The sequence below is a fragment of the Mycobacterium yunnanensis genome, from assembly GCF_025823185.1.
GTDB classification, from domain to species: Bacteria; Actinomycetota; Actinomycetes; order Mycobacteriales; family Mycobacteriaceae; genus Mycobacterium; species Mycobacterium yunnanensis.
Map to the genome: position 1 here is coordinate 144,700 of NZ_JACKVK010000002.1, position 11,924 is coordinate 156,623.

The 11,924-nt window shown below is 67.4% G+C and carries 12 protein-coding genes; 8 read left to right on the forward strand and 4 right to left on the reverse strand.

The window, feature by feature from the left end; translation table 11 throughout:
• Positions 1 to 9 precede the first annotated feature (9 nt).
• Positions 10 to 1,194, forward strand: coding sequence for an acyl-CoA dehydrogenase family protein (locus H7K45_RS03515; RefSeq protein WP_263994383.1), 1,185 nt, complete (start codon positions 10 to 12; stop codon positions 1,192 to 1,194).
• 19 nt (positions 1,195 to 1,213) lie between these two features.
• On the opposite strand, the gene H7K45_RS03520 is transcribed toward H7K45_RS03515, so the two are convergent.
• From H7K45_RS03520 to H7K45_RS03530, 3 genes are all read right to left on the reverse strand, one after another.
• A complete protein-coding gene (locus tag H7K45_RS03520; RefSeq protein ID WP_263994384.1) occupies positions 1,214 to 2,590 on the reverse strand; it encodes an HNH endonuclease signature motif containing protein in 1,377 nt (458 codons plus the stop codon).
• A 162-nt stretch (positions 2,591 to 2,752) separates the two neighbouring features.
• On the reverse strand, positions 2,753 to 3,952 hold the full coding sequence (locus tag H7K45_RS03525) for an FAD-dependent monooxygenase (RefSeq protein ID WP_308206381.1): 1,200 nt from the start codon (positions 3,950 to 3,952) through the stop codon (positions 2,753 to 2,755).
• A gap of 36 nt (positions 3,953 to 3,988) precedes the next feature.
• Positions 3,989 to 4,930, reverse strand: coding sequence for an NADP-dependent oxidoreductase (locus H7K45_RS03530; protein WP_263994385.1), 942 nt, complete (start codon positions 4,928 to 4,930; stop codon positions 3,989 to 3,991).
• Between the two features lie 62 nt (positions 4,931 to 4,992).
• Here H7K45_RS03530 and H7K45_RS03535 point away from each other — a divergent pair, with 62 nt between their 5' ends.
• The 6 genes from H7K45_RS03535 to H7K45_RS03560 all read left to right on the forward strand — a co-directional run bounded on the left by H7K45_RS03535 (position 4,993) and on the right by H7K45_RS03560 (position 10,592).
• Positions 4,993 to 5,799: a siderophore-interacting protein gene (locus H7K45_RS03535; protein ID WP_263994386.1), complete on the forward strand. Its 807-nt coding sequence runs from the start codon at positions 4,993 to 4,995 to the stop codon at positions 5,797 to 5,799.
• Positions 5,800 to 5,802: 3 nt separating this feature from the next.
• Entirely contained in the window at positions 5,803 to 6,837 is a 1,035-nt protein-coding gene (locus H7K45_RS03540; protein ID WP_263994387.1) for an iron chelate uptake ABC transporter family permease subunit, read from the forward strand.
• Positions 6,834 to 7,892 carry a FecCD family ABC transporter permease gene (locus H7K45_RS03545; protein WP_263994388.1) on the forward strand — a complete coding sequence of 353 codons (1,059 nt, stop codon included), beginning with the start codon at positions 6,834 to 6,836 and terminating at the stop codon, positions 7,890 to 7,892. The genes H7K45_RS03540 and H7K45_RS03545 overlap by 4 nt, the downstream gene beginning before the upstream one ends.
• A gap of 11 nt (positions 7,893 to 7,903) precedes the next feature.
• Complete coding sequence (locus H7K45_RS03550) at positions 7,904 to 8,761, forward strand: ABC transporter ATP-binding protein (RefSeq protein WP_263994389.1); 858 nt, start codon at positions 7,904 to 7,906, stop codon at positions 8,759 to 8,761.
• An 86-nt stretch (positions 8,762 to 8,847) separates the two neighbouring features.
• Positions 8,848 to 9,255, forward strand: a complete 408-nt coding sequence (gene panD, locus H7K45_RS03555; protein ID WP_263994390.1) for an aspartate 1-decarboxylase — start codon at positions 8,848 to 8,850, stop codon at positions 9,253 to 9,255.
• The gene (locus tag H7K45_RS03560; protein ID WP_263994391.1) at positions 9,255 to 10,592 is read left to right on the forward strand and encodes a lysine N(6)-hydroxylase/L-ornithine N(5)-oxygenase family protein; all 1,338 of its coding nucleotides are present in this window, start codon (positions 9,255 to 9,257) and stop codon (positions 10,590 to 10,592) included. The genes panD and H7K45_RS03560 overlap by 1 nt, the downstream gene beginning before the upstream one ends.
• On the opposite strand, the gene H7K45_RS03565 is transcribed toward H7K45_RS03560, so the two are convergent.
• Positions 10,589 to 11,533, reverse strand: a complete 945-nt coding sequence (locus tag H7K45_RS03565) for a methionyl-tRNA formyltransferase (protein ID WP_263994392.1) — start codon at positions 11,531 to 11,533, stop codon at positions 10,589 to 10,591. The two genes, H7K45_RS03560 and H7K45_RS03565, sit on opposite strands and share 4 nt — an antisense overlap.
• Before the next feature lie 141 nt (positions 11,534 to 11,674).
• Here H7K45_RS03565 and H7K45_RS03570 point away from each other — a divergent pair, with 141 nt between their 5' ends.
• Positions 11,675 to 11,920 carry an MbtH family protein gene (locus H7K45_RS03570; protein ID WP_263994393.1) on the forward strand — a complete coding sequence of 82 codons (246 nt, stop codon included), beginning with the start codon at positions 11,675 to 11,677 and terminating at the stop codon, positions 11,918 to 11,920.
• Positions 11,921 to 11,924 lie beyond the last annotated feature (4 nt).

Below are 11,924 nucleotides of genomic sequence, written 5' to 3' on the forward strand. Positions count from 1 at the left end.
CGTGCCGCCATGACCATGCAGGTGCAGGTGGACGACGATCTGGTGGTGGCGGCCCGGGGGCTGCGGGACCTGGTGCGCGCCGAGGCCGCCGAATCGGAACGGTTGCGGACGATGTCCGGACCGATCGTCGACGCGATGTGGACCAGCGGTCTAATGACGGCCTTCAACCCGGTGGTCGCGGGCGGGGTCGAGCCGTCGTTCGCGGAGATGATCGAGACGTGGATCGAAATGGCTTGGCAAGACGGGTCATTCGGGTGGACGGGGATAGCCAACCTGCCGTCGTCGTTCGCCGCGGCGTCCTATCTGCCCGAGGACGGATTCGCGGAGGTGTTCACCACCAACGACAACCGGGTGACCATGGGCGGCCAATTCGCACCCAACGGCCAGGGCGTCGTGGTGGACGGCGGCTATCGGTTGAGCGGGTCGTGGAGCTTCGGCTCGGGCACCGGGCACTCGCAGTACGTCGCGGCCGGGTTCCTCCCGATGGACGGCGGCGAGATGCGCTGGATCGGCGAGGGTGTCCCCGAGCTGATGATCGCGGTGCTACCCCGTGCGGAGGTGACGTTCACCGACGGGTGGAACGTGCAGGGACTCAGGGGGACTGGATCTTACGACTACACGGTGACCGACGTCTTCGTCCCCGAGCGCCGGACGTTCCGGCTGTTCAGCACCGCGCCGCTGCGGGGGACGTCACCGGCCGGGCGTATGGGCATGATGCCGGTGACCGCCGCGGGGCACGCGGCGTGGGCGCTCGGGGTTGCCAAGAGCATGCTCGACGACGTTCAGGAGCTCGCGGCCGCGAAGTACCGGATGAGTGACATGGCGTCGCTGGCCAGTCGGCCGACCTTCCAGAAGGATCTGGCCCATCACGTCGCCGCGTGGCGTGCTGCGCGGCTACTGGTGCACGACGCGTTCTCCAGTGCCGAGGCGGTCGTGGCCGAGGGGACCGACCTGACGCCGAGGTTACGGGTCGACATGCGGGTCGCGGCGGTGTACGCGACCGACGTCGCGCGTGAGTGTGCCCAGTGGGCGCACCTGGCGGCGGGCACCAGCTCCATACGCGAGGGCAGCCGGCTGGAGCGCGCGTTCCGCGACGTCTACACCGGGACTCAGCACGCCTTCATCAGCGAGAAGGTGGCGATCGACTCGGCGCAGGTGTGGTTGGGGATCATCGAGGACCACTTCTCGTTGTAAAGCGGTCGCGCGCAGGGGACTACGCCGCCGCCTCGCCGTCGGGTGCGGGGTCGGTCTCCACCAGGAGTCGTTCGGGGTGGTGGAGGTAGTTGACGCGGGCTTGGCCCACGTCGAGTTCCGGTGGTGGGATCCATTGCACGACCCCGTCTTGAAGGTGCACGGTCCAGCCGTTTTCGGCCAGGCGATTGTCCCCGCCGCAGGCCAGGGTGACGTCGTCGACGTCGGTGAGCCCGTTCTTGGCCCACCCGGTCATGTGGTGCACCTGGGTGCCGTACCCGGGGACGGTGCAGCCGGGTTTGGTGCACCCGCGGTCGCGGGCGTGCAGGACGATCCGCTGCCCCGCGGAGGCCAGTCGCTTCGTCCGGCCCAAGTACAGGGCTTCGTTGGTGTGCTTGTCGAACACCGCCAAGTAATGATGGGCGTGGGAGGCCATCCGGATCAGGTCGGCCATCGGCAACAAGGACCCGCCCCCGGTGACCCCGGACCCGCTAGCGGATTCCAGATCCTGCAACGTCGTCGAGACGATGACGGTGACGGGTAACCCGTTGTGCTGAACCAACTCCCCTGAGGACAGCACGCTTCGGCCGATCGCGATCAACGCGTCGTGATTGCGTTGGGTCGCGGTGCGGTCGTCGGTGTCGATTTGCTCTTGGGTCGGTGTGCCGGTGGTGCGGGGCTCGTGGTCGGCCGGGTTGCACATCCCGGGCGCGGCGAATTTGGACAGGATTGGCTCGATGGTCGCCCTGGCTTCGGGGTCCAGCAGCCCGGTGAACGGGGTCATACCGTCGGCCTGCTGCTTGCCCAACCGGAAGAACCGCTTCCTGGCGCGTTCGACGTCGTCGGGTTTGGGGCCGTCCTGGTCGATGGCGGTGGCCAACCTGTCCGCGGTGCGGCGCAGTTCCTCGGGTCCGGTCGTGGACCCGATCGTCGCCAGCGTGCCTTCGGACAGCTCCCGTATCTCCGGGTCCACCCACGTGGGCAGCTTGTCGAGGAACGACCGGATCACCGACACGTGTTCGGGTCCCAGCACCCCGCGGGCTTGCGCCGCAGCGGTCGGAGCGAGTTTCGGGTCCAGCGGTTGTCCGGTCACCGTGGTCCGCGGCCCCAGATCCTCGGCCTCGCATAGCCTTCGGCGGACCTCCCTGTCGGAGATGCGCAACCGTTGCGTCAGGACACTGCCAAGCGATTTCGCGCCCAACTCCATTGGGGAGGCTTCGCGGTGCAGCCGGGCGATCACCCGGTGCCCGACCGTCGGCAGCTGCCAGGTCACCGTCTCCAATTCCCCCAACAACTCGACCAGTTCGAGGTGGGTGAACCGATCACAGTCCAGGGTGACGAGTTCGGCGACGGCAGCGCGAATTACCGCGACTGCTGCGGTGACCCGATCCGAACCCATACTCGAACATTAGTACGACCCACCGACAGAACATCCGACGATGTGACTACTGAAACCACTGTGGCACAGGAGTTTTGGAGTCAAGGTCAATTCGGTCAGAGGCGGGCAAGCACATCCACAGTCGGAGAGCGCTGCCGGGCGCAGGGACATGTGGACCGCCGATCAGAGAGAGCCGTAGTCCGGCAGTAGGGGCTTGCGGTCGGTCGATGACGACGTACGGCGTGAGGTCACGGCGCGGACGGGTGCACTCGCGGCCACTCTCACGGCAGTGCGAAACACCTGCACACCAAGCTGGCTGGTCGGATTGGCGATCCTCGGCACCCCCGGGGGCAGCTTCTGTGCCGCGTCCACGAATGGCCGCATCTGCCGTTCGTAGGTCGCGAAGGCCTCGTGGTGATCGACGGCGGACCCGAGCGCTCCGGCGAGCACATAACCACCGGCGAGCGCCAGACTGGTGCCCATCCCGCTGATCGGGGTGGCACAGTAGGCGGCATCACCCACGACGGCGACGCGGCCCTTGGACCACGACGGCAGTCGAACCTGGGCGATCCTGTCGAGATACAGACTCGATGGGTCGTCGGCGAGCGCGTCGAGGATGCGCGGCGCCGCGTCGCCAACGTCGGAGAACACCTCGCGTAGCCGTCGCACCTGGCTGTCCCGGTCCTGGTAATCCAAACCCGTTGGGGCAGTGCGAAAATTGAGGTTGGCGCGGGTGCTACCGACATTGTCGGGGCGAAGATGGACCGAGCGTCCACCGGTGGTCAGGTACCACCGCCACCACCTGTCGTCGCCAGACGTCTGCGGGATCGTGCAGTAGGCGGTGTACATCCCGAGATCGCGATAGTCGGGTTCGGCGCCGAACAGCATGTTCCGCGTCGTCGAGCGAATGCCCTCGGCCACGATCAACAGGTCGAAGCGGCGGGTGCCCGCATCGGCGAAGGTGACGTCCACCCCGTTCTCGTCTTGGGCGACCGACACGATGCGTTCGCCGAACAGGCTCTCGACGTCGCCAGCCTCATCGACCAGCAGCCGTGACAGCTGGCTGCGGAGGATCTCGAGTTCGGCCGTCAGACCGTCGCCGGCACCCGAGCGGTCGACCGGAAACTCGCCGACGGCCCGGCCGCGATCGTCCACGAAACGTAGACCGACCTCACCAGTGCCCGACGCCCGGACTCGGCCCTCGAGGTTCATCCGCTGCACGACCTCTCGGCCAATGCCTCGCACGTCCACGTTCTGACCGCTGTCGCGGAGTCCTGGCGCACGTTCTACGAGCGTCGGCTCGAAGCCGTGGCGTGTGAGCCAGTAGGCAAGTACCGGCCCGGCGATGCCACACCCGCTGATGAGAACTGCCCGCTCGGTGATGTCGGCTCCTGGCGTGGATGGGTACGACGAGTCCGGTCAGCTAACCGCAATGACCACCTTGCCCCGGGCATGGCCGATCTCGACGGCGGCCACCGCGTCGGCAGCCTCGTCGAGCGAGCGAACATCCTCCACATGGGGGTCGAGCTTGCCGTCGGCGACGAGCTGGGCGACGATTTCCAGCACGCGGCTGGTGCGGTCTCGCTCCATCATGTGACCGCCGAGATCGCCGACGGAGGGATCCCCGGCGCTGATGAGCTTGGTCTTGTCGGAGACCAAGTCGGCCACGGCGCGAAGCGCCTCGCCACCGGCGAGGTCGAAGATGGCGTCGACTCCATCGGGCATGATCTGCCGGATGCGTTCGCCCACACCGTCTCCGGACGGGACCAGGGTGGCTCCGAGGGTCTCGACCAGCGCGCGCTTGTCCTCGCTGCCGGTACCGATGACGTTGACACCCAGATCCCTGGCGATCTGTGCCGCCGCCACGCCGACACCGCCGCCGACGCCGTTGATCAGCAGAGTCTGGCCCTCCCGCAGTCCAAGCTGTGTCACCCCGTCGTAGGCGGTCGCTCCGGCAACGGGCAGGGTCGCCGCGTCGTTGAACGACACCTGGGGCGGCTTGCGCGCCGCCGCATTCGCGGTCACCAGGGTGTACTCGGTGAAGGCGCCGGAACCCGGTGCGACCGATCCGAACACCTCGTCATTCTCGGCGAAACCGTCGACGTCCTTGCCGACGCCGCGCACCACTCCGGAGACTTCACTGCCAAGGACGGCTGGTAGATCGCCCTCGCTCGCCCCGCCGAACAAGCCCTGTCGGATCTTCCAGTCCACCGGGTTGACGCCAGCCGAGCGGACCTCGACGAGCAGTTCGCCGGGCATCGGCGTCGGCATGTCGAGCTCGAGGAACTCCTGGACTTCGGGGCCACCGTTGGTGCGGTAACCAAATGCTTTGACCATGGGGCGGGCGTACCCGGCCGTCATGGGCCGGTAAACCGACGACGGGTCGTCGCGATCGCCGTGCGGATTAGGTTAGCCTGCACTACATGGATGTCGTGGTGGAGGGCTTCGTCGTGCGGGTGGACGACGTCGGACCGCGGATGAGGAGAGTCGTCCTCGACGTACCCAAGCTCGCCGACCTGAACCTGCCCGGAGTGGGCGACGAAGCCGTCGGCCTGTACTTCCCCAGCGAGCCCGACGGCCGCAATTACACGATTCGGCACCGCACCGAACGTCAGCTGACATGCGACTTCGTCCTGCACGAACGCGGCGTCGCCACCGGCTGGGCGCAGCGGGCGCGGACCGGTGACCGGGTGGTTCTGGATCACGCCCGCAGCTGGTACCGGCCCGAGAGCACCACCGTCTGGCAGCTGTTGATCGCGGACCTGGCGGGGCTGCCAGCGCTGGCTCGCATCCTCGAGGATGGGACCAAGGGCGTCGACACATCGGTGATCGTCGAGGTCGCCGACGAGTCCGATCTCGACTACCTAGCGGTGCCGCCGGGTGTCTCGTCGACGTCGACGATCGGCAGCGGGAACGGCACCGCCGCCAGCAGGCTGCCCGAGCTCGCGCGCGCCCACTCGCATCCCGACGGCCGCGGTTACTGCTGGTTCGCCGGCGAGGCCAGCGCCACCCGCGAGGTACGCAAGCACCTCCGGGCCGATCATGGCTGGACCGCCAACCAGTACGACGTCGTCGGCTACTGGCGGTTCGACTCGGAGACCTGGGACCGGCGGTTCGAGGCGGTCAGCGACGAGATGGTAGCGGTCTACGAGAAGGCCCTCGCGGAGGGCAAGGGCGACAAGATCGCCTCCGAGGAATTCGACCTGGCCCTCGAAAGAGTTGGGCTGTAACCGTTGACCGTCGCCGCGCTCGACCCGGTGGCCGACGCCGCACGCGGCAGGCGCCATGCCCTCGGTCTGGTCATGGCCGCCGTGGTCCTGATGGCGACGTGCGTGCTGAGCTTGGCCGTCGGCACCCAGAACGTGGGCCTCGCCACGGTGTGGCACGCCGTGGTCGACTACGCCGACACCGGAAACCAGTGGATCGTGCGCGAATTGCGCATCCCGCGAACACTTCTAGGCATCGTCGTCGGCATAGCCCTTGGCCTGAGTGGCGCGTTGATTCAGGGTGTCACCCGAAACCCGTTGGCCGACGCGCAGATTCTGGGGATCAACTCCGGAGCGGGTCTCTTCGTAGTGGCTGCGATCGCGTTCCTTGGACTGCGGTCGATCTGGTCCTACGTGTGGTTCGCGTTCGTTGGGGCCTTCGTCGCGATGGCCCTGGTGTACCTGATCGGCATGACCGGACGTGCCGTGGCCACCCCGGTCAGGATGCTGCTCGCCGGCGTGGCCGCCGGTGCGGTGATGGAGGGCATCTCCTACGGCATCCGACTGCGCAACCCCCGGGCCTTCGACGCGATGCGCTACTGGGACGCAGGTGCGCTCGACGGCCACACGCTCGCCGTGGTCGGCGTGGTCACACCCTTCGTCGTGCTGGGAACGGCGATGTGTCTCTACGTCAGTCGGGGTTTGAATGCGGTCGCGCTCGGTGACGATCTCGCCGTGGCCATGGGCGGCAACGTGGTTCGCACCCGCGTGATCGGTCTGCTCGCCGTCACCGTACTCGCAGGGGCCGCCACGGCGGGCGCGGGACCGATCGGCTTCGTCGGCTTGATGGTGCCGCATGCCGTGCGGTGGTTCACCGGCCCGGACTGGCGATGGATCTGTGCGTACTCGGTGTTCCTCGCCCCCGCACTGCTGCTGACCGCGGACGTCGTCGGCCGTGTCGTGGTCAGCCCCGGCGAACTGCCCGCAGGCATCGTGACGGCCTTCGTCGGCGCACCGGTGCTGATCTGGCTGGTGCGCCGTCGAGACGCGGCGGCCCTGTGAGCGCGCCCGACACCGTCGACTTCGGGAGGCGGCAGCTGATCGTCCGCCGTGAGCCGGCCATCGCGTTGCGCGCCTCGTGGCGCAGCGTCGCCGTGCTGGCGATCCTGGGTTCGGCGTCACTGGTGATGGCGGTGTTGGCACTCGGAGTCGGGCAGTACCCCGTACCGCCCTGGCAGGTGGTCGACGTTCTGCTCGGCCGGGACACCTCATTCGCCAGCGTGCTGGTGCTCGAATGGCGGATGCCGCGAATTCTGTTGGCACTGTTGATAGGTGCTGCTCTCGGCGTATCGGGCGCGATCTTCCAGGCCTTGACGCGCAACCCGCTGGGCAGCCCCGACGTGATCGGTTTCGACTTTGGTGCCTACGCCGGAGCGCTGATCGCCATTGCGGTGCTCGGAGGTGGCTACTACACGATCTCCATCAGTGCGGTGGTCGGCGGCCTGCTGACGGCCGTCGTGGTGTACCTGCTGTCGTACGAGAACGGACTGGCCGGCTTCCGACTGATCATCGTCGGGATCGCGGTGGCCGCGGTGCTGAGCTCGTTCTGTCAGTGGATCATCCTGAAGATCAAATTGCACCAGGCGATCACCGCGTCGGTCTGGCAGCAGGGTTCGCTCAACGGGATGGAATGGGCCCAGGTGCTGCCCGTCCTGGGGGGTCTCGTCGTCGCGGTCGCCATCCTGGCGGTCGTCGGGCCGCAGCTGCCGATCCTGCAGATGGGCGACGACGCCGCGGGGGCACTCGGTGTCCGTCCCGGTCGAGTGCGGCTGGTGTACTTCGGCATTGGCGTGCTGCTCATTGCGGTGGCCGCTGCCGCGGCGGGCCCGATCTCCTTCGTGGCGCTCGCGGCTCCACAGCTCGCGCGCCGTCTGACCGGTGCCCCAGGGGTGGGCCTCGTCTCGGCGGCGGCAATGGGCGCCTTCCTGCTGTTGGGCAGTGACCTGATTGCCTTGCGCATCTTCGCGCCGGCCGAACTGCCGGTCGGCTCGGTGACCGTGACCCTCGGTGGGCTGTATCTCGTCTACCTCCTCGTCGTCCAGGCTCGTCGTCGGTAGGAGGGACGGACATGACAGATCACGTGCGACTCGGTGCTCGCGAGTTGACGCTCGGCTACGGGGCGACGACGATCGTCGACGGTCTCACCGTCGACGTCGCCGCCGGGGCCGTCACGGCGATCGTCGGACCGAACGCCTGCGGGAAGTCGACGCTGCTGCGTGGCCTGGCCCGGTTGATGAATCCCGCTGCCGGACAGGTCATCCTCGACGGGTCGGACATCACCCGGCTGCGGACGAAGGACGTCGCCAGGAAACTCGGGCTGTTGCCTCAGTCGTCGATCGCCCCGGAGGGCATCACGGTGGCCGATCTGGTCACCCGGGGCCGCTTCCCCCACCAGACGATGCTGCGGCAGTTCACCCGCGCCGACCAACGGGCGGTCGCCGACGCGATGGCGGCCACCGGGGTGACGGCCATCGCCGGGCGTCCCGTCGACCAGCTCTCCGGTGGCCAACGCCAGCGGGTGTGGATCGCCATGGTGCTCGCCCAGCAGACGCCGTTGATCCTGCTCGACGAGCCGACGACGTTCCTGGACATCGCCCACCAGATCGAGCTGCTCGACCTCTTCGCCGACCTCAACGCCGATCAGGGCCGGACCATCGTCGCGGTGCTGCACGATCTCAACCACGCCTGCCGATTCGCCGATGAGATCATCGCGATGAAGGCGGGGTCGATTGTGGCGCAGGGAAATCCCGCCGAGATCATCACCGCGGCCCTGGTCGAGGAGGTCTACGGGTTGAGGTGTCAGGTGATCGACGACCCCGAGACCGGCACGCCGCTCGTCGTCCCGCGGGCTTCGGCACGCATGCGCGCCAAGAGGCAGGACCCACCCGTCGTCGAGCGGCGCGACGGGGTAGACCTGCGCCTGTGAACTTTCTAAGGTTAGGGTAACCTCTCTAAAGACCGGCTGTCGACGCGTCGGTCGTCACGGACGCCGACAACGCTGGAGGGCTAGCAATGCTGCGAACCATGCTGGGGGGCAAGGTGCATCGCGCCACCGTCACCCACGCGGACCTGCACTACGTGGGGTCGATAACCCTCGACCAGGATCTCATGCGAGCTGCGGACATCCTGGAGGGTGAACAGGTCGACGTCGTCGACGTCACCAACGGGGCGCGGATCACGACGTACGCAATCACCGGTCCGGCCGGCTCGGGGGTCGTCGGAATCAACGGCGCCGCAGCTCATTTGATCAACCCGGGCGACCTCGTCATCATCATGTCCTTCCGCCAGCTCGACGGGCGGGAACTGACGACGTATGCGCCGCGGGTCGTCCACGTCGACGACCGCAACCGGATCGTCGCCCTCGGGGTCGATCCGGCGCAGCCGGTGCCCGGTTCGGTCGACCAGTTGGCGAGTCGCTGATGACGCTGACCGTGAACGGCAACCATGCGCGACGAACCGACGACGACGTCCTCGGAGTGGTCGGCGTCGGTTTCGGCCCGTCCAACCTCGGCCTGGCGATCGCCATCGAGGAATACAACGAATCTTGCGCGGACGGAAGTGAGATCACCGCCGAATTCGTGGAGTCGAAGCCGGAATTCGGCTGGCACACGGGGATGTTAATCCCTGGGACGACGATGCAGATCTCCTTCCTCAAGGACCTGGCGAGCCAGCGCAACGTGCGGAGCCGTTACACGTTCCTGAGCTACTTGACCGAGCGCGGCCGGCTCAACGAGTTCATCAACCACCAGACGTTCTTCCCCACGCGGCTGGAGTTCCACGACTACCTGGAATGGGCCGCCGCGAGGGTCTCGGCGACGGTGCACTACGGCACGCGCGCCGTGGCGGTCCGCGACGAAGGTGACTGCCTGGCGGTCGACGTGGACGGTGCGGCGGACGGGACGCTGCGTGCCCGCGCGGTGGTCCTGGCCGGTGGTCTGCGGCCACAACTTCCCGGCGGTGTCACCGAGACGCCGCGTCAGTTCCACAACCACGAGGTGCTCGACAAGCTGCGAAGGCTGCCGTCGGTCGACCACCGCCGCTTCGTCGTGGTGGGGGCGGGGCAGAGTGCCGCCGAGGTGACCGACTACCTGCACACGACGTACCCCGACGCCGAGGTACACGGTGTGTTCGCGAAGTACGGGTACAGCCCGGCCGATGACAGTCCCTATGCGAACCGGGTATTCGACCCCGCCGCCGTGGACGACTTCTACACCGCCGAGCCGACGGTGCGTCAGCGCCTGCTCGACTACCATCGCGCGACCAACTACTCGTGCGTCGACCTGCCTCTCATCGAGGCGCTCTACGCCCGTGAGTACGCCGAGCGGGTGGCGGGCAATCGTCGGCTCTACTTCCACGGCGCCTCGGGGATCCAGTCGGCGACCGAGGACGACGGGGGGGTACGCGTGGTCGTCGAGCATCATCCGACGAAGACGGTAGAGACCTTCGACTGCGACGCGGTGGTCTACGCCACCGGGTTTGCCCCAATGTCGTTGCCGGACATTCTCGGTGACTTGTGCGACCCGAAGGTGTTCTCGGCCGACGGACCTGAAGTGGCGCGCGACTATCGGTTGCGGACGGCGCGTGACGTGCCGGGCGCGATCTACCTGCAGGGTGGCACCGAACACACCCACGGTCTGAGCTCGTCGCTCATCTCCAACATCGCCGTGCGGTGCGGCGAGATCGTCGAATCCATCGCCAACGACCCGGTATTCGGCCCGTCTCGCCGCCGCACGGTCGGTACCACCGCGGGAGGCTAGGGCTGATCGGTCAGGTAGCCACCGCCGCGGCCGAAGAACTCCAGCGCGGGAAGCTCGGTGCCGTCGTCGAGGCGGACGACCTCGACGACGAGCCCCGGCGCATCGCCGCGGTGCGCGTGCGGGCCCGCCACGATGACCATGCCGGCACCTTCGGCGATGAACACCCGTCCCGGCGTGCCGCCGTACCGGCAGCGCGACACCGACGCCTTCAGGATGCGGATCCGCTGGCCCCGCCAGTACGTGACGGCATTGGGATAGGGATCGGACAGCGCGCGGACGAATCGGTCCAGTTCCTCGGCGGACCAACGCCAGTCGACGACGCTGTCCCTGGCGGAGCGCTTGTGGAAGAAGGTTCGCTCGTCGAGGTTCTGCGGTGTCCAGGTGGCGGTGCCCTGTTCGATGAGGTCGAGGGACTCGATCAAGACGTCCGGGATGAGGTCGATGGTGGCACGCACCAGGGACGTGCCGGTGTCCGTGGGGCCGATGGGGATGGACCGCTGCAGGACGACGTCGCCAGTGTCGAGTTCGTCGTCCATGCGGTGCGCGGTGAGCCCGACTTCCGTTGCGCCGCTGATCATCGCCCAGATGACGGGGGAGAAGCCGGTGAACTTCGGCAGCAGGGAGTCGTGCAGGTTGAGGGTCCCGTGCGGCGGGAGGTCGAACAGCTCCCTCGGCAGCCAGGTGCGCCAGTTGTTGGCGACGATGATGTCGGGGTCGGCGGCCTTGACGCGCTCGATGAGCTCCTGGTCGGGACGTTGCGCCAGGTGAACCGGGATGCCGTGGTCGCGTGCCAGCTGTTCGACGGAGTCGGCCCAAATGGCTTCGTAGGGTTGATCGCTCGGCGGATGCGTCACCGCCAGTACGACGTCGTGATGCGACTTCACGAGCGCCTCGAGGGTCCTGTGACCCCAAGTCTGGTATCCGAACGTTGCCACCCGCATGATCCACCTCCGATGTGTACCCGGCCATGTGTGCCTAGATTTGGATAGCCTAACCTTTGATAGGGTCAGTTGGTTCCGGTGGGCGGGCCGATGGCGCGCCCGGAACCATCTCGGTTCCCAGATCACCATTGAGGAGAGCGTATGTCGGGCAATCCATTCGACGACGAGACGGCCAGCTTCTACGTATTGGTCAACGCCGAGGAGCAGCACTCGCTGTGGCCGACGTTCAAGCAGGTACCCGGTGGCTGGTCGATCGTCTTCGGGGCCGACGGCGGGGCGAGCAGGCAGGCATGCCTCGACTACGTCGACCAGAACTGGACCGACATGCGTCCCAAGAGCCTTCGCGACCGAATGGCGGCGGCGTCAGGGGCTGACTCGACATCGTAGCCAC

What these genes read in the sequence shown, in the direction of transcription:
- H7K45_RS03515 (WP_263994383.1), top strand. Translation starts at nt 10, where the DNA reads ATGACCATGCAGGTGCAGGTGGACGACGATCTGGTGGTGGCGGCCCGG.
- H7K45_RS03520 (WP_263994384.1), bottom strand. Translation starts at nt 2,590, where the DNA reads ATGGGTTCGGATCGGGTCACCGCAGCAGTCGCGGTAATTCGCGCTGCC.
- H7K45_RS03530 (WP_263994385.1), bottom strand. Translation starts at nt 4,930, where the DNA reads ATGACGGCCGGGTACGCCCGCCCCATGGTCAAAGCATTTGGTTACCGC.
- H7K45_RS03535 (WP_263994386.1), top strand. Translation starts at nt 4,993, where the DNA reads ATGGATGTCGTGGTGGAGGGCTTCGTCGTGCGGGTGGACGACGTCGGA.
- H7K45_RS03550 (WP_263994389.1), top strand. Translation starts at nt 7,904, where the DNA reads ATGACAGATCACGTGCGACTCGGTGCTCGCGAGTTGACGCTCGGCTAC.
- panD (WP_263994390.1), top strand. Translation starts at nt 8,848, where the DNA reads ATGCTGCGAACCATGCTGGGGGGCAAGGTGCATCGCGCCACCGTCACC.
- H7K45_RS03560 (WP_263994391.1), top strand. Translation starts at nt 9,255, where the DNA reads ATGACGCTGACCGTGAACGGCAACCATGCGCGACGAACCGACGACGAC.
- H7K45_RS03565 (WP_263994392.1), bottom strand. Translation starts at nt 11,533, where the DNA reads ATGCGGGTGGCAACGTTCGGATACCAGACTTGGGGTCACAGGACCCTC.
- H7K45_RS03570 (WP_263994393.1), top strand. Translation starts at nt 11,675, where the DNA reads ATGTCGGGCAATCCATTCGACGACGAGACGGCCAGCTTCTACGTATTG.